This is a genomic window from Robertmurraya korlensis NBRC 107688, assembly GCF_001591645.1.
Classification (GTDB): Bacteria; Bacillota; Bacilli; order Bacillales; family Cytobacillaceae; genus Robertmurraya_A.
Genome location: NZ_BCVH01000003.1, coordinates 95,620 through 113,043, shown reverse-complemented (window position 1 = coordinate 113,043; position 17,424 = coordinate 95,620). Strand labels below are relative to the sequence as shown.

Below are 17,424 nucleotides of genomic sequence, written 5' to 3'. Positions count from 1 at the left end.
ATAAGCTGTTATAGTTTTTCTTTGCACAACTTATATTTATATTCAAATGTAACTAAACATATAACTAGAACAGTAATAGTAATGTTGAGACTAACTACCACCAAAAAATCCGGAATCTCTAAAAAGATCCGGCTAGGTTTTATTTCCTTAAATGATGGTCCCTCTGTCACCTATAAGATTGGAGAATTAAATATAAAACTAGCTCTATTAAGTAATCTAGTTTTCATATACCTTCTTTAGGAATGTGTTCTTGTACATTTATTATAATTTTACCTTCATCATTACTCGTATCTTTGCAAACCCAACATAAGATTACTTCTAGTTGATTGTAATCACAACTATATCGACTCTTTACATTGTTTATATCATAAGTAACCATTATACTTTTACCTTTTCTTTTAAAATCGTTAATAGATTTATTAAGTGAACGAATCATTGAATGTATAGATTCATGACCTACTTCTTGAACAATTCTAGCCCAAAGCAACATCATGATTTCCATTAGTGAATCAAAGGTGTTCATCATTGGCGTGCTAATTTGTTCATAATCAAAATTATTAGTAATAAGACCTTTATACGAGTAGTCCCTATAAATATAATATTCTGTGTTAAATTTAGTTAGCTTTCCAAAAATATTACTAAAGTAATATTTTTCTTCTTTGTCAAGTGAGGATATTTGTTCGTACTTATAAAGATTTTCAATTACTGGTATTCTAGGAGCTCTAGTAGGTACTTGAAAGTTATTGTCTGATTTCATGTTCAAATCATGAACTCTTTTAATTGAGGTTAAAAAATCTAAATTTGCCATTATTTCAATAGCTAGGATATCTTTTAGGTCCTTATTTGTTTGTTGTGTTTTTTTCTTTACTGAAAGCTTACCTAAATAATACGAAATAAATACTGCAAGAATACTTACAACTATACCTATTACTGATATTATCCCTCCATTAGCATTCATCCATTTTATTATCATGTTTATGTTCAAACTTTATCACATCCTATCAAAGAGATAAGCTAATATTTGGATATATCAGCCTCGAAAATAGTTACCTTACTTTTGAGACTTATTTATATCTCAACTTTCTTCTAGGCAGTAAGTAGTCGTGTTCAATATTATTTTTATTAGTTGTTTCAGGCTGTTCCTTTTGAATTGATTCTTCTAATAGAACAATTTGAATCATGTAAGATATGTCATTTAAACTTGAAGTTGAACCAAAGTCTTTACATTGTTTTAGAAATCCACCTATCATAGCTATTATTGCTATGCATGTAAGATAAACTGCTATTAAGTTAGATGCAGACTCTTGATTTCCATACCTTATCTCAATAAATGCATATGATAATAATCCTGTAGTTAAAATCGCTACAATTAGTTGTTTAATCATTTCTGATAGTGGATATTTCCGATAGTATTCATTTAATGATAACTCCCTTTTTATTATTTCATCCAATCTTAACAGTTGTTCCTCTGTTACTATTCCATACTTTTCATAAAGCATTTGTTTGAATGGTTGCACATCAAATCCAAGTGAATTGAATGGCCTTGCTTTTATCATCTTCCTCTTATGTTGTTCACCTCCGAAGAAGAGAACAGTTAAATAAACTAATATAGCTAAGATCATAAAACTTAACATCTTTATGAAAAAAAGATAACCTATTAGAATAGGAAAACACAGACTGACTGATAAACAACCATAATAAAATCAATTTATTAGTCCTTATATTACGAATTAGTACTGTTTTAAAACCAAAACGTTTTCTATATTCTTTCAATAGTTGATAAATAAACATTGAATCCTCTTCTCTTCCTTTAATTTGATAATAGCAAATACATTGGTATAAGGTTGTCATTTTAATTATTCAATACCTGAGGATGATTTTATTAATTTAAAAAATCTACACTTCTTATTCTATTAATTTAATTTTGTAAAGGAAACACGAATTTTGTATAAAATTGTGAATTTATAACTAGGATAATTAATTACAAGAAGGTAAAGTAGATGTGATTGAATTAAAGTAGATCTTAATAGATGTGGAAAAAATTAATTTAGGTAAAAAGCTCTATACCTGTAGTCCTCTGTACGAGAGAATTTGCAACACAATTTATTCTTCGCTGTATATGGTAAGGAAATGTACACTACACTGCATATCCTGTTAGCATTAGAAAAGGAGCACAAAAACAATAAAAAGTGAAAAATATGTAGATATTATTTAAATATAAAGATAACTGTCTTATAATGGAAAAGATTCAGAAATGAAGGCGTCTTGTAAAATTGGTTGCAAGAGAGATAAGTTTCAACTTGTCAAACTTTATGAGCTTCAAGACTTCGACAAGTAACCAAACAACTTCCACGAGTGTAATCAACATTTGCACCTCTGAGAGGTCTCCTAAACTTATCACGGTTATAATTGACTCCTTAGTTATATTATAATTGAATCGTTTAATGAACCAGTGGTCAACGGGCAATTCGAATTTTTTTTGAATCCCAAAAAGGTATGCTAGGAGGTTTTCTGTCTTGAAACAGAGTAATAGGTCACAACAATTACGTAAACTCCCTAGCTCTTCTGAGGTTGACTGGTCAAAATATGAAACTAAATACTACTTACACTTTGATTCCCTAGTATATATTAACCATGTAAAAAGTAACATTATAGACCCTAGTTGGGTAGAATCGTATGCTTCTTTACCCTCCATTCATTTTAATATCACCTATAACTAATATGTACAGTTTCGAATGATAAAACACTTCCTCTGACCCAAAGAAAAGAGAACGCCAGATTTTTTATGCTACTCATAAAGATAGATTTATATATAAATATTATGGAGATCTATTAAACGCTGCATATAACCGATATGCCCCAAAAAAGGAATTGATGAAATTGCATTAGCATATCGAAATAACAAGTCTGGAAAAAATAATATAGATTTTGCACACGAAGTATCCTAATTTCTTTTATCACAAAAACAAGCTGTTATTATCTCAATAGACTTTACAAAGTTTTTTGACCATATCAATCATTTCACACTTAAAAATAATTTAAAAACGGTTCTTGGAGTCGATGAACTCCAAATGACTGGTATAAAGTCTACAAAAATCTCACACAGTTTACGTACGTCCATAAGTCAAATATAGATAAATACTTAAAGGAACAACATGGTGTCAAGAAACTCAAAGAACTATTAAATAATAGAAAGCTACTATCTAAAATAATGGAACCATCTGAGTTTCGAGATTTCAAAAAGCAAAACCTTTATAAAAATAAAAAGCTTATGGTATCCCGCAAGGTTCTGGTATGAGTGCCGTTTGTTCCAATGTCCATTTAATTCATTTTGATCAACAAATTAAGGCATGGGCTGATTCACACAACGCCCTTTATCGTAGATATTGTGATGATATGATATTAATAATACCAACTGAGACGATTTTTTCCGATTTACTAGAAGAAATGAAGAGTGATGTTTTTAAAATAATACATAGTTATGAATCAGCAGGATTAAAGATTCAAGAGGGAAAGACAGAAATTAATAATTTCTCAAACGGTAAAATCTATGACGAAACAGGTAATAATAGCTCCTTAGACTATTTAGGGTTTGTGACAGATGGACAGGTAGTACGCGTTAGAGTAAAGAGCCTGTTTAAGTTTTATTGTCGTGCATATCGGAAAGCTTCATCTATGAAGCGAGTTGGATTAGCAACAAAACGAAAAAGCCCAAGAAAAGATTTATATAATATTTATAATCATCTTGGTTTCAATTATAAGAATAGAGGTAACTTCATTACCTATGCATACCGTGCGTGCTCACAAAAAAATGTCAAAACTTAAAATTAAGAGCTTAATCCGAAAGCAAGTAAAAAGACATTGGACTAAAATACATAAGCGGTTGTAGTGACAAATTATGGAGTACCGTTTGTAAAGAAAAATATTTAAAACCTAGACAATAATTTTAATGATGTATATAAAATTTTGCTCATTATAATTATACACTACCCCAACCCAATAAATAGATAGGTTGGGGTAGTGTATAAATAGTTTTAAACAAAATAATTTCTCCTAATTGTTCCATCTTTTTCAACTATGGTATTTTACTTTCAAATTCATTTAGTTCTTCTAAAAACTTTTTACGATTTTTGTTTGAACATCAATTCCTCTTTTATATTCCTTCTCCTTCACTTTACCACTTATCATATTTGTATAGATTATCTTCATATGTTTAGCATACAAAAAAGCTACTCTAACTATTAAAGTGGCTTTTACACATATTTTTACACTCTCAATTTAAAATAATCTATTTAGCATTTTAAATACTCTACTAGGGTTCTGTAGTAATTCATATTTAGAAACTTCAAATTCATTAGTATCGCTATTAAATTTAATACTTTGCTCTATCCTATCTAAGCTTACTGTAATAGCATTTATTTTATATTTAGTTACTCGGTTTGCATGATCCACATTATCATTATCTAAATTCAGAACTATTTTATCAGACACTCTTCTCAACATTCGCCAAACAATCATTTCCTCAGTAGACTTCATAAATAATTCCGGTAGTTCAGTCGATTCGTTTAAACTATGTAAGGTAGTTAACATATAATTAGAAATCCCGTACCCAACTGGTTTAATCAAGTTTTTTAAAGTAATCCAATTTTGTAACCTAAAGTTTATACATTCCAAGCCATCAAATATAGCTACTGTAACTTTTTCTATTTTCCCGTAGTATTTGATTCCATTTTCCTGCTGCTCAATTCCGCTCTTAACATATAACGCAACATATTTTGCTTCCTGCCAGCCCTTCTTCAATTTGTTAGCCGGCATAGAATAGTATCCTTCTTTAATAAAACGGAGATAATCCTCACCATTTGAAACAAGTCCAACTAATACCAATTCGTCTAGACTAGATTTCCATTCCTCTAACGTACCTCTTGGCAAGATTCCTTCCTTTTGAATCTCTTCAGGACTTTTATTAATTAGCCATTCTACAAATTGCTCAACTAAAACCGTCGCGTTTGGTAGAAAAGGTAGACCACCGATGTTTACCTTGTTTATACTCTGATAAAAATGATGATTTTGATAGGTGTGTTCATCAAACCACGGAAATAGAACATACGCTCCAAAAGCCGTTCTTTCATACGGACCGTTATTCTCAGCAACAATTGAATCTCGATATCTATGCATCGTGTAAATATCATCTTCCATAGGACCAGGGGTTTTGTATCGGTTTTTATAGAAGCTACCCTCTTGCGCATAGTCGATACGGTACTTGGCATCAAAGATATAATTAAATGTATAGTCTTTCCCCTTTTTCTCAATACTCAACATCGTGTCAGGCTTTTGTGGAATGGTAGGGAGTTTCGCCTCGTACTTTTGATAAGTTAACACGATCTCTTCATTTGTAATCGGATGCTTAAACACACGTTTAGCCATTCGATTTGCTTCCAAATTAACAAATAATCCTTCTCTATTCACCTGAATAATATCCTGACTTACGAGAGTATATTTTCGTCCCAGTATCTGTCCAAGCTTAAGGAAGGTCCAATACTCGTACAGAGTTGCTACATCTTTTACTGACATTTGGTACAGCTTTCCTTGAAGGGCAAGTCCCTTTGACACCGTTAAGAATATTTGAAACGCGTCTCTATAGCCTGGTGCCATTTGTAACACGAGACTCATGACGGATCGGTCCAACTTTCCGATTCTTGACCAAAAATGATCATTGGTTTTATTTTGGAGCAGCTTAATCATCTTGTTTATTCGGTCAATCAGATCTGGATCGGGTTCTACCATATATTTGTTCATCTTATGGACAGTTTCTAATAAATCAACTAGCTTATGAACCAATCTCCCCATCATCCATTTGACGTATCGATTTTCCAGTGTATCGTAAGTTAACTCTTTTTTACTCTTTAATCCCTCATAAGGCATTATGTTCTTGCTATTAATAGGTATCCCTTTTTCAACCTCAACAAACAAGTTGGACCTCTTTCGCAAGTATGCTCTACTGGTACTATCAATTTTCTTTAGTTGATCTCCTCTAGCCTTTTCATAGGTTTTATGTAGTGTATGATGTGGCTGATGTTCAATGCGCGCAATGGCTTGTGTAAACTGACGGAAATGTCCAGAGATTAATCGGTAAAACTCCGCTCTGGATGGTCTGCCTTCCAGTTTAACCGAAGCTCCTAAATACGTTTTTCGAATGAAATGATAGGCCAGATTATATATCTCGTCATTTACTTCCTCAAGAAGTTTCTTATAGTCATTTTTGTAATCAAGCTTCGATGGAAAAATCTCTAGTGTAACCTCTAATAGTTTTTTCTTATCCTGTAAAATCTGAAAGGTTGTAAATCCCACTTCATTCTGGAATTGCAGGTTCCCCATTAGTACAGACTGTGTTCCAAACTCCATTGCTGAGACAGCTTGCCTTAATAAAGGATGCTCATGATAGAAGGTTAGTTCCTGGCCAGTTTTCGACCAAACGACTAGCTGGTACACACCATTTTCGAAAAAGATAGGACGTAGATTTACGGGATCTACCATCTCTTGTTTGTTGATGTCGTAGACATTAATCGCCTGGATATTTACTCCTTCGACATTAAATTCCATGACATCGTGGTAATCCATGCTCCGATATTGCTTAAGCCCTTCATATCGCTCATGATAAGGTTTTCCTTTTAACACTAAGGTTAAATCGTCGGTTTCCACCTTAACTAATTCAACATCCTCACGAGATCCAGAAGGAAGTGAAACCATCGTCTCTTAACCTCCCTACCATTTCCACAACCTTTGCAGCACTTTTCGGGTATTTCGCACTTTGTAATTCCTGTTCAGTCAATTCTACATCTTCCTCATACTGCTTGTTTGTAAATTGGATATAAAGCTTTTTGAGAAGTTGATCTACCCTCGCGTCACTTCCAGCAATTCGAGGTAATATCTTTTGTAAGATACAATGGTCGAGTGCCTCGGAGAACTCCATTAGCCTTGCTTCTTGGTTATATGCAATGTAGAAGCAAATTTCATCACGTACACGATACCCAACATGTGCATTCGTTAGCTGAAGAGCGGCATTCATGCTTTCTAACTCTGCTGTTACCTGCTCTACGATGCTATTATTCTTTACATATACATCTTTTAGATGCAGGTAAGTCGAAGCAAAAGATCCTTGATCACTTACTATTGAATTTACTTGCTCTTGCTCGTATAAATATGTCAGGTTTCCTAGCTCAATACGATTAAACTCAATGGTATTGGCTCTATCTAAAACCTTCTTACTGAATGGATGGGTCGTTTCGTCCATGTTGACTGTACCAATGATATATAGATTATTCGGTAGTTTTAAGTCGAATCCTGCTATTTCCTCGGAAAGCAAATTTGAGGAAACTATTTCTTCGTCCTTCCATTTACGACTTTCCATGACACTGAGGATATCACTGAAATAGTACTCTACACGTGCTAGGTTCATTTCATCTAATAGAACAAAGTATGGTAGATCTGGATGATTCTCAGCTCTTTTAATTACTTTCGTTAGTGGACCTTCTTTAAACTCTCCTTTGATGTCTACATAACCTAGTAGGTCCGAACCATCATTCCAATCCGGACGAATCGGTATCAGAGCAAATTGTCCATTTTCTTCTGTCGCTCCTACACTTTCAGCAAACCATTGAACCATTTTGGTTTTTCCTGTTCCAGAAATTCCGGAGAGAATGACAAATGGTTTTGTTTTTAAAGATAAGAATAGATTGATTACTTCTTCTTTTTTATAATAGAAGCCTTTGCTTCGAATATAAGAGTAGATATGCTCAATTAAATCTTTATCATTTAGTGTAACTGTTTTATCCTCGTGTACCTCGTTATGTGTTTCCGAAGGAGTATCGTATGTAAGTCCATTTTTACTAGCGATATAATTCTCGTAAATGTTCACCATTTCATGTAGGTCAGCTACATGAACACTTTCACTTGGCATCTCGTCAGAGTTATACCTGATATAAGCTGCAGTAGAAAGAGCATATTGCTTTGCTTTCTGACTTGTCCCAAGATTGATTAAGTCATCTCTTCTCACCTTACTTGAGCTAGATATGGATTGACGAATGTCCTCTTTAATTCTCAGCATTTCATCCTTTGAGGTTTCTGTTACTCCCTGTGCGAGTGTTAAATAAACAGTCTGCATATCCTCGCTAAACAAATATACGATGTAGTACCCTCGTTGGGTGGAAACAGTTATCTTTCGATTCATGATTGCTATCCATGGAACAGACGCCCAGTTCCCTTGACCGACGGATCCCGTCACGACGTACTCTGAGGAATCAATAAAATCCAGTTGATAAAAACCTAATGGGATATCATTACGAACAATAGCCCCTAGTTGGTTCCCTCCAAAGGATTCTCTTTTTGCATCCAAGTAGGTGTTCATTACTCTTATTAGATTGCTTCTTATATCACTAGCCATTTTCTGCTCCTTTATGCTTAAAGTATCAAAGAAGGGTACTGTTGGAGTCCATTCGTTATCAATGAGTCTTGTATGCTCTAACCATTGAAGAAGGAAGTTCGTTCTTTCCTTTGCCACAGACTCTACCATCAGGTTATCCCCACGTGAGTTTCGGACGACTAACATACCTAGTTCCTCGATAGCAGCCTTCTTGTCTGACTTACTGTAATGACGAAGGAGGTCCAAGCAAACGAGGACCACACGGAAATATCCCAGATTTAATAGAATTCGTTTTATGTATTGGTCCTCGTGTTCCGACTCCACATACTCTTTCAGCTGAAAGTGATTTGACTCGTTAAACTCATTGATAAAACCAAGCAGCCGGCCATCTTGCCTGCTTCTTGATTTGATTCTGTATAGATTCCCGTCGAACTGCTCATTTAATTGTGTCGGATCGTATGTACCTGAGATAATTTCATCCAAAAACTCTTTTATGCTTTTGTAAGAGACATTCGGTAGCTCGTCTGTCTGGAATTCTCTTAGTCGAATAGATGTACTTTTTCCTTTTGTCGCTTCCACAAACGGAAGCTGTGAAAATAAAGCCATAAGGAAAGAAGTTCGCCCTCTTACCTTTTTAAAATCATTTGCCTCTGCCTGGCGAATATCAATAAATTCGTACCAACCATCAAGTAGGAAACGGAATGGAATGAATTCATACGGTTCTGTTTTGTTACCGCTTTGATACTTTGTTCTAGAGGATTCAGTTTCAACGTAAACCCCTTTATCATCGACCTTTGAAATTACATTTTCTTTCTTTGAACTTAATGTTTGTACACTTTTTATCCTTTTTACTAACTCAATGATGATGTTATCTAACAAATGTAATCACTCCGTACGTCATTAATCTTCCACTTTTACAAGAAGAATTCTTTTATCAAATCCACCGCGTTCCTTGAACTTTTCTTTTCTAACTTGTTCCACTTCCTCAATGGAAGAACCATGAACCTTTGCTAAGGAGTGAATGACCTCTAACAAATCTGCTAATTCCTCAATAGCTCCCTCATTACCGTCAGTATTTATGTATTCATCTAGTTCTTCTCTAATCTTCTTTTTCAGCTCACTTATGTATTCATTATTTTCTAAAATCCTTGTAGAATACTGCTTTCCAGTAGAAGCAATGATCTCAGGTATGATATCTCGAACTAATTTATTGTAAACAGGCATTGAATTCTCCTCTTTCAACCACATGAAAATTTAACCATACAAATTTCTTACTTTTTCCCCATTATACAGCAAAACTTGCATCTCTTTACAGATTTTAGGAATGTCATTTTATTGTCATGTGCCTGTCCTTTTGAGCTACTTCCTCATATATAGAAATTAATAGGAGGTGAATACATGTGTCAATCAAAGCTACTACGATCGAGTCTTATGTGGGTTATTCGCAGTTTGATCATGTGAAGGAGTTTCGTGAGCATGTAGATTTATGGATGACATTGCTGAAAAGTGAATTTACAAAAAGTGAGCAAATTGCATTACAGCGCCTGGTTCTTTTCTCTGAGAAGTTGCCAGGTGTTGGTTATGCAAAGATAAGAACGATGCTTAAGTCCATCTATGAGGACCGGGGAGAACTTGGAATGATTTCGAGGGCAACTTTTAAACGGATGATTCAAAAGGCGATTAAGTTTGGCATTATTACTGTATATGAAACTGTCCGGAAGAATGGCTCGCAGTCTAGTAATCTATATGTATTTAATCGGTATCCTTATTAATAATGTGAAAAAGCGTTTACCCTAAGTTGTAGGATAAACGCTTTTGATTTATTGATTTACTTTTTAAGAAATTCAAGTTCTCCAGTAACCCATCCAAAGTAAACGTTAATCCCATTTAATAATACTGGCCCTACAATTTCTTCTTTTTCAACTTGTAGCCCTAATAGCCTTGCAAACTCAAGATAATCCTCAAACCCTACATAGCTCTCACTAAAAGAATGTACTAGCATTAGTGCATTAGGAGCATTTATCTTTTTTGCCTCCAACATCGCTGATACCCTTCTATGTAATAATTGATACCTAATGTTCAAACCCTCGTCTTGATTGAGTTGGAGTTCACTAATTAAGAATTCAAATCTTTCTCGTTTCCCATTACTAGGTTCATTCCCTAGCCATTTTTCTACGGTTTTACCAAATGATTCCGAGACTTTGCCTTCAACCATAATGGAGATGAGTTCTCCTCCCCCTTTTCCGATAACAAAAATGTCATTTTGAGACGCTTTGTTCCCACCAGGTAGATCTACTTTGTACTCCGGAAAACCCTATAGGAATTCAATATTTTGAAAGATAGGTTTGGATGACTTGTTAAAATCTATAGAACTAGAAAAAAATCGACAAGTACATTACGCTTGTCAAGTAAGGCCACTCTAAATCAAACTGTCAGTGGTTACTTTATTAATCTTGATTTCATTTTTCCTAAACAATTTCTATAGTAGACTACCCTGTCTACACTCAAGCAAAGGAGTCTCCCCCCCGATACACCGAGATTTTTCTGGAACAAAAGTAGAAAATCCTTCACGACCCTCAATTACTAAGACGAAATAATACAAAAAAGAGAAGCATTTTCTTACCTTTGCTCCTCTTCCCCATAATATTTGTTTTTTTTACACATCACGTTTCTTAAAAATATATATAGAAACAACCACGCCAATAACCCCATACAGCACCGCATACCAAACCATCACATTACTAGGACTGGAAATACTAGTAAACATCCCACCTTGCGCAATGGACAGAGGATTATCTGACGTTTCAAATAAGAATACGGTCATTTTCCGGTACATAGAATCTACGGGGAAAATTAGACTTGTAACAATTCCGATATTGACTAGATTGGCTTTGTCGATGACTGCTCCCAGTTGTTCGATAAAGCCTCCTATAAAGGATGCACCGTACAAGATAATGCAAACAATTCCGGCATTTAACGTGGTCATCCGTGTACTTAATAAGATTCCGAATGCGATTAATACAAATGGCTGAATCACAAAGACACTAACGGCTTTGATCAGCTGCATGGGTTGGAAGTCCAACGCCATCCATTCTCCACCAATCCCTTGATGAAGAAGAACGATGCCAAAGAAGAGGCTACCGGCATAGACCATCATGAGAATGACTAACCCTATAAACTTCCCCAACACAAACTGAGCTCTAGAAATCGGACGCATCAGCCATGTATCGATTTGATGACTTGCCACTTCTCCTGAAATGGCACTGACACTCGACAAGATTGCTAGCAATGCGGTGATAAAGGAAGAAAAATAAAGGCCCACTCCTAAAAGCTGTGAAGCAAAAAACTTCTGCATTAAAATGGCTTCGGTCCCTTGAATCGCTCCTGCTGCATTGGCGGATTCCTTGGCAGCAAAATAAATCGCTGTCCCATAAAGGGCCAGAAACACGAACGTCATAATAATCGTAATCAGAAAAATCTTTTTTGAAATCATCTCTTTAAAGGTTAATTTACTGATTGTCCACATACATGTTCTCCTTTTTCTGATTCACCCAATACAGAAACACATCCTCTAAATGAGGGGTGATTGGTTTTACTTCATAGATCGGTGTCTGATGGGAGGACAAGTAATGAATGATGTTAGGAATATCACTTTCGTTTTCTAGCTGAAAGATCATTCTCGTTCGGTCTCTCTCATTTTTGTGTTGATATTCTGTTACAAAGGCTGGCATTGGTACGGTTATCGGCTGATCGGTTACCACTTCTACTTTGGCTTCTGTGACCATTAATTCTCGCCATGGTCCTTGTGCGACCATATCGCCTTGGTGAACAATCGACACATGATCACAGACAGACTCTACTTCATATAGCAAATGACTGTTTAAAAAAACAGTTTTCCCTTGATCTCGTAGATAGACCATGAGATCTCGGACGTCCTTCCGTCCTATCGGGTCAAGGGCCGAAGTAGGCTCATCGAGAAACACGACCTTCGGGTCATTTAAAATGGCGCATGCTAATCCAATTCGTTGCGACATTCCTTTTGAAAACCCACTAATTCGTCCGTTTTCTCTACCCGTCATTCCTACGAGCTCTACGACTTCTTCGATTCGTTTTTTCCGTTGGCGAACAGGTATTTTACATAATTCTGCATGACTTTCTAACAATTGTCTGCCCGTCAACCAATCGGGGTAACGAAACAACTCTGGTAAATAGCCTACCTGTTCCCTTGACTTCGTTGTTCCTATCGGTTCACCGAGAATATATCCTTCCCCACTTGTTGGTTGTAATAACCCCAGCAGAGTACGAACGAATGTACTTTTTCCAGAGCCATTCGGACCTAAAAAGCCATAGATGATTCCCTCGCCGACAGATAAGGTCACATCGGAAATGCCACCCTTTCCATTGTACGTTTTGGTTAAAGCGTTCGTCTCGATTACGCTCATCCTGTTCCCTCCCCCTATGTAATGAAGAGTCAGAGTGCCAATCGATGGCCCTCTGACTCTCTCCTTTTACTTCATTTGTGTACTTACTTGAATCAATTCGTCAGCACTCATGTTTCCTTGTGCGATGATGACATGAATGTCTCCATTTTTCTCCCAAACAATCGAGGATTCATGGTCACCCTCTACCGCAAAGCCTTGAGCATTGCCTACTCGAATTTCTCTCACCTTTGCTCCTTCTGTTTCGACAAGCGGAATTGGCAAGGTCGTTTCAAAATTCTCAATTCCTGCTAGCTGTGTCTTCACATTTTCAGGGATGAATGGCAGTGACAGTAAGGTCGCTCGTAACTCCCCAACAGACACACCTTCCGGAACCTTAATTTCTGGTGATTTTGTATGCATATAAGAGATGTATTGCTCATTTCGTTTATAGCTTGTATGAACAGCATCCGATGTGGATACCGAAAACGGCTTATCATCGAGTAACGTATCAAACTGCTGATCCGATCCTAATTGAGATAATAATTGATTCGCTTTTTCTACATTCAGGGTAAAGGTGATCGTTGTTGCAGGAGTCACTCTTACATCCTCAACCACAAACTCATCTAATGAAGGAACTGCATATCCAGCTTCTTTAGCCAATTCATATGTGTCAAATTGCTTCACTTCCCCTGCATTCTCTGACACTTCGAGCTTTCCAATTCCCTTTAGGTCTAGCGTTCCTGTTTTATTTTCATTCACCCAATTCTCAATTTCACTAATATCATTTTGGGTGAGCTTCACCATTTCAAATTGATCCACACGGAATAAGGATAAAAATTGACTCGCTCCCGCTTGAACCTGTGGGATCGTCAATGAGCCAAAAATAGCAACTGCCGCAGCTCCTGAAATCAATAAACGTTTTGTTTTGGATTGCATCTTGCTCCATCTCCTTTTTATCGAAACATGTTTGTTTTCTTCCTTTTTCTGATGTCCTGTCTGTTGAATCTGTTTTTCAAACCTGGCCCATGCCTGATCGATGTCTATTGTTACATCCTTCACCGCTAGAGTTTTCTCACAAAAGGAGTGAAGACTTTGCAGTTCATCCATGTTTTCCCGACAGGTTTGACAATTCTCTAAGTGCTTCATGATTTGTTTTTTCTCCTCACGGCTTACTTCTCCATCTAAATAAGCCTGCAGGACACCCATATCATGACAAGTCATGTCTCCTCTCTCCTTTCCTGCATATAAAAATTCTTAAAGCGTTTCTTCGCTCGAGCTAATAGAGTTCCGATGGATACCTTTTCGACCCCTTTGCTTTTCGCAATTTCCTCGTAGCTGTATCCAGAAAATTGCATGATCAACAGATCCCGATCCCGTTCAGGTAATTTCATCAATGTGTTCTGAACTTCCTTAATCTTTTCAAGCGTCAAATAGCTTTCTTCTACTGACCCAACGGAATCATTTTCATAGATTTGTTGTTTATCTATTCGGGCTTGATGGCGCTTTTCCGTTCGAATATGATTATAGGCTGTGTTAATCGCAACCTTTGTTAGCCAACCGAGTATGTTATCAATCGTTGTCCGATCCGTATGATATAGTTTCACGAATACTTCTTGGGCAATATCTTCTGCAATGGATTGTTCTTTCACTACGATCATTACTTTTCGAACAACATGAGGATAATATTGGGTAAATAAGTCCTGAAACGTTTCTTCTTTTGACGGATGGTTATTGTTTTCCGACAAATTGGCCTTCACCTCCATCATCATATCCTCCTTTCTAAGAGCTCTCACTAGTAGGACACCAGATTCCTTGTTTTTGTGACAGGTAGAAATAAATTTCTTAAATTCCACCGTACCTTCTTTTTCTTTGTCGATAGTCCTTCAACGCACGAAGGAATTCCATCTCAGAAAAATCCGGCCATAGCACATCGGTAAACCAAAACTCTGTGTAGGCAAGCTGCCATAGCAGGAAATTACTCAACCGCTTTTCTCCGCCTGTTCGAATCAAGAGGTCAGGCTCTTTCATTCCAGCTGTATAAAGATAGTTTGAAAACTGCTGTTCATCAAGTTCGTCTAGTGATTGATTCGAGTCGTTGATATCTTTTAGCAGACCTTTCATCGCATGTAGAATCTCGTTTCTGCTTCCATAGTTAAGGGCCATATTCAGTAGTAAGCCGTTATTATCCCGTGTACGGTCGATGGCAAACTGCATCGCTTCACGTGTATGTGCTGGAAGATTTTCTAAATCTCCGATTGCCTCAATTCGAACATTATTCGCAATCAAGTCTGGGAGGTAGACGGATAGAAATTCCTTTGGAAGTCTCAAGATGGTGTCTACCTCTTGCTTTGGACGTTTCCAATTCTCCGTGGAAAAGGTATAGAGAGTCAGAATCTTCACCTGGCATTTGACAGCCATCTTGACCACCTTTACGACGGTAGAAAGCCCTTCTTTATGACCAGCCACTCTAGGCATTCCACGCTTCTCGGCCCAACGTCCGTTCCCATCCATAATGATCGCGATATGCTCTGGTGTATGACCATCCGAATAATCGAAGGATTCTTGTGATTGTTTATTAGTAAGAAAAGGATTCTTCATGATCATTTTCCACCTCTCGAAATGTTGTTGTCTCTCCCATTCCAGGGATTGGCCACTGCTTTTAGTTAATAGGCAAATACATAAAGTAAGAATCTGCATTCTTATCAGTTATTTAAATCTTAATGTTTTTGTCATTTTGAAATTTATCATAATATTTATCGTTTTGCAATAAATTTTTATTCCTTTATACATTATTTTTATCGATAATTTCAGTTAAAAAAGCATCCCATGTATTGAAGGAATGCTCAATTCCTGCAGCGTTTCTTCTTAGATCACCCCTTGCTTGCTTTTTTACATCATAAAAATAAAAAAGCAAATACTACTAGTAATCGGTAACACACGAAGGAGCTAATGCAATGAAACAAGAGTATTTGGTGTTTTACATTTCCATATTTATACTGTCTATTCTCGTGATTGCTGGAGTGGCGATTCCTAATCAATTAGAGGAAGTCACTTCTAATATTCAAGCTTTCTTTACTGATGCATTTGGATGGTATTACCTCATCCTAGTCAGTATCATTCTTGTGATCTGTTTATATTTTTTAATTTCACCTGTTGGTCGGATTAAACTGGGAAGGCAAGATGAAAAACCGGAATTTTCTACACCCACTTGGATTGCTATGTTATTTAGTGCCGGTATGGGGATTGGAATTGTTTTTTACGGCACATCAGAACCCATTAGTCACTATGCCATTAGTTCTCCTACAGGCGAAGTGGGTACCGATCAAGCGGTGAGAGATGCCCTTCGTTTTACTTTTTTTCATTGGGGAATTCACGCTTGGAGTATCTATGCGATCGTTTCTCTAGCCATTGGCTATTTTCAATTTAGGCATAATAAATCGGGTTTAATCAGTGCCACCTTACAGCCCCTATTCGGCGATAAGATGAACGGCATGACAGGAAAAGCGATTGACACCTTTTCTGTGTTAGCAACGGTTCTTGGAGTGGCTGCTTCACTCGGATTTGGAGCCATGCAAATCAACGGTGGCTTGGCCTATCTATTTGCCGTACCGAAAACCATTTGGATGCAATTTATCATTATTGCCGTTGTTACTGTACTATTTTTACTATCGGCTTGGTCTGGACTTGGGAAAGGCATTAAGATATTAAGTAACGCGAATATGATTTTAGCCGGGGCGCTATTTTTGATGATGTTTCTATTTGGCCCAACGTTATTTATCCTAAATTTATTTACCCATTCGATTGGTACATATATTCAAACGCTCCCACAAATGAGCTTTCGAATTGCTCCTTTAAATGAAGATATTCGTGGCTGGATCAATGCCTGGACGATTTTTTATTGGGCCTGGTGGATTGCTTGGTCACCCTTTGTAGGAATCTTTATTGCCCGTGTTTCAAGGGGAAGAAGTATTAGGGAATTTGTTTTCTTTGTCCTACTGATCCCTTCCGTTATTGTTTTTCTATGGTTCTCCGCTTTCGGAGGTTCAGCTATTGCACTCGAACATAATGGGATCGCTACTATATCTAACTTATCTCCTGAAGAATCGTTATTTGGCGTCTTTGCCAATTATCCACTTTCTATGGTAGCATCCATCACTGCCATGATACTGATTGGGTCCTTCTTCATTACGTCTGCGGATTCAGGAACCTATGTGTTAGGGATGATGACCACCAATGGATCACACCATCCTGGAAATAAAATCAAATTCACCTGGGGAATTTTGCTATCTGCTATCGCGCTAGCGCTCCTTTACTCGGGCGGTCTTCAAGCACTACAAAATATGATGATTATCGCCGCTTTGCCTTTTTCGATTATTATCGCTTTAATGACCATCAGCCTCATAAAAGCGTTAAGGGAAGAAGCGAGACAACTTGGGATTGGCCAGATTAAAAAAAGAAAGGCATAATACAACAAACGACATAGACTCTCATGCTATGTCGTTTGTTTTATTTTCAATATTCCTCTGTATGATTGCTTACCTCTTACTTTCCATTCTTCCTTCCTTTTAAAAAAGCAATGCTCCC

General features: G+C 36.7%; 13 protein-coding genes and 1 pseudogene. 3 read left to right on the top strand and 11 right to left on the bottom strand.

Annotated features, from left to right (window positions below; translation table 11 throughout):
- Positions 1-223: 223 nt before the first annotated feature.
- The gene (locus BKO01S_RS07040; RefSeq protein WP_066050911.1) at positions 224-985 is read right to left on the bottom strand and encodes a hypothetical protein; all 762 of its coding nucleotides are present in this window, start codon (positions 983-985) and stop codon (positions 224-226) included.
- 79 nt (positions 986-1,064) lie between these two features.
- Positions 1,065-1,622, bottom strand: a complete 558-nt coding sequence (locus tag BKO01S_RS07035; protein ID WP_066050908.1) for a hypothetical protein — start codon at positions 1,620-1,622, stop codon at positions 1,065-1,067.
- A 1,672-nt stretch (positions 1,623-3,294) separates the two neighbouring features.
- Here BKO01S_RS07035 and BKO01S_RS07030 point away from each other — a divergent pair.
- Positions 3,295-3,825, top strand: a complete 531-nt coding sequence (locus BKO01S_RS07030) for an RNA-dependent RNA polymerase family protein (protein ID WP_066050905.1) — start codon at positions 3,295-3,297, stop codon at positions 3,823-3,825.
- A gap of 453 nt (positions 3,826-4,278) precedes the next feature.
- Here BKO01S_RS07030 and BKO01S_RS07025 read toward each other — a convergent pair whose 3' ends face one another.
- From BKO01S_RS07025 to BKO01S_RS07015, 3 genes are read right to left on the bottom strand one after another with little or no spacing between them, the layout of a single operon-like run.
- On the bottom strand, positions 4,279-6,747 hold the full coding sequence (locus tag BKO01S_RS07025) for a restriction endonuclease-like protein (RefSeq protein WP_066050902.1): 2,469 nt from the start codon (positions 6,745-6,747) through the stop codon (positions 4,279-4,281).
- Positions 6,719-9,298, bottom strand: coding sequence for an MrcB family domain-containing protein (locus BKO01S_RS07020; protein WP_066050898.1), 2,580 nt, complete (start codon positions 9,296-9,298; stop codon positions 6,719-6,721). Before BKO01S_RS07020 ends, BKO01S_RS07025 begins: the two co-directional genes overlap by 29 nt.
- 21 nt (positions 9,299-9,319) lie before the next feature.
- A complete protein-coding gene (locus BKO01S_RS07015) occupies positions 9,320-9,643 on the bottom strand; it encodes a nucleoside triphosphate pyrophosphohydrolase (protein WP_066050895.1) in 324 nt (107 codons plus the stop codon).
- A 176-nt stretch (positions 9,644-9,819) separates the two neighbouring features.
- Between BKO01S_RS07015 and BKO01S_RS07010 the strand changes: the two genes are divergently transcribed.
- Positions 9,820-10,191 (top strand): hypothetical protein, encoded by a 372-nt coding sequence (locus BKO01S_RS07010; protein ID WP_066050893.1) that lies wholly within the window; start codon positions 9,820-9,822, stop codon positions 10,189-10,191.
- 56 nt (positions 10,192-10,247) lie between these two features.
- On the opposite strand, the pseudogene BKO01S_RS07005 reads toward BKO01S_RS07010, so the two are convergent.
- The 6 genes and pseudogenes from BKO01S_RS07005 to uppS form a co-directional block, all read right to left on the bottom strand.
- Positions 10,248-10,721: pseudogene (locus tag BKO01S_RS07005) on the bottom strand (DUF6946 family protein); the annotation flags it as partial.
- A 354-nt stretch (positions 10,722-11,075) separates the two neighbouring features.
- Positions 11,076-11,945 (bottom strand): ABC transporter permease subunit, encoded by an 870-nt coding sequence (locus BKO01S_RS07000; protein ID WP_066050886.1) that lies wholly within the window; start codon positions 11,943-11,945, stop codon positions 11,076-11,078.
- Positions 11,929-12,861: an ABC transporter ATP-binding protein gene (locus BKO01S_RS06995; RefSeq protein WP_066050883.1), complete on the bottom strand. Its 933-nt coding sequence runs from the start codon at positions 12,859-12,861 to the stop codon at positions 11,929-11,931. The genes BKO01S_RS07000 and BKO01S_RS06995 overlap by 17 nt, the downstream gene beginning before the upstream one ends.
- A 66-nt stretch (positions 12,862-12,927) precedes the next feature.
- Positions 12,928-14,061, bottom strand: a complete 1,134-nt coding sequence (locus tag BKO01S_RS06990) for an anti-sigma factor family protein (RefSeq protein ID WP_066050880.1) — start codon at positions 14,059-14,061, stop codon at positions 12,928-12,930.
- Positions 14,058-14,606, bottom strand: a complete 549-nt coding sequence (locus BKO01S_RS06985; protein WP_232311187.1) for an RNA polymerase sigma factor SigX — start codon at positions 14,604-14,606, stop codon at positions 14,058-14,060. Before BKO01S_RS06985 ends, BKO01S_RS06990 begins: the two co-directional genes overlap by 4 nt.
- A gap of 76 nt (positions 14,607-14,682) precedes the next feature.
- Entirely contained in the window at positions 14,683-15,444 is a 762-nt protein-coding gene (uppS, locus tag BKO01S_RS06980; protein WP_066050874.1) for an undecaprenyl pyrophosphate synthase, read from the bottom strand.
- A 350-nt stretch (positions 15,445-15,794) separates the two neighbouring features.
- Here uppS and BKO01S_RS06975 point away from each other — a divergent pair, with 350 nt between their 5' ends.
- Positions 15,795-17,306: a glycine betaine uptake BCCT transporter gene (locus BKO01S_RS06975; protein ID WP_066050871.1), complete on the top strand. Its 1,512-nt coding sequence runs from the start codon at positions 15,795-15,797 to the stop codon at positions 17,304-17,306.
- Positions 17,307-17,424: the final 118 nt, after the last annotated feature.

What these genes read in the sequence shown, in the direction of transcription:
- BKO01S_RS07035 (WP_066050908.1), bottom strand. Translation starts at nt 1,622, where the DNA reads ATGATCTTAGCTATATTAGTTTATTTAACTGTTCTCTTCTTCGGAGGT.
- BKO01S_RS07030 (WP_066050905.1), top strand. Translation starts at nt 3,295, where the DNA reads ATGAGTGCCGTTTGTTCCAATGTCCATTTAATTCATTTTGATCAACAA.
- BKO01S_RS07025 (WP_066050902.1), bottom strand. Translation starts at nt 6,747, where the DNA reads ATGGTTTCACTTCCTTCTGGATCTCGTGAGGATGTTGAATTAGTTAAG.
- BKO01S_RS07015 (WP_066050895.1), bottom strand. Translation starts at nt 9,643, where the DNA reads ATGCCTGTTTACAATAAATTAGTTCGAGATATCATACCTGAGATCATT.
- BKO01S_RS07000 (WP_066050886.1), bottom strand. Translation starts at nt 11,945, where the DNA reads ATGTGGACAATCAGTAAATTAACCTTTAAAGAGATGATTTCAAAAAAG.
- BKO01S_RS06995 (WP_066050883.1), bottom strand. Translation starts at nt 12,861, where the DNA reads ATGAGCGTAATCGAGACGAACGCTTTAACCAAAACGTACAATGGAAAG.
- BKO01S_RS06990 (WP_066050880.1), bottom strand. Translation starts at nt 14,061, where the DNA reads ATGACTTGTCATGATATGGGTGTCCTGCAGGCTTATTTAGATGGAGAA.
- BKO01S_RS06985 (WP_232311187.1), bottom strand. Translation starts at nt 14,606, where the DNA reads ATGATGGAGGTGAAGGCCAATTTGTCGGAAAACAATAACCATCCGTCA.
- uppS (WP_066050874.1), bottom strand. Translation starts at nt 15,444, where the DNA reads ATGATCATGAAGAATCCTTTTCTTACTAATAAACAATCACAAGAATCC.
- BKO01S_RS06975 (WP_066050871.1), top strand. Translation starts at nt 15,795, where the DNA reads ATGAAACAAGAGTATTTGGTGTTTTACATTTCCATATTTATACTGTCT.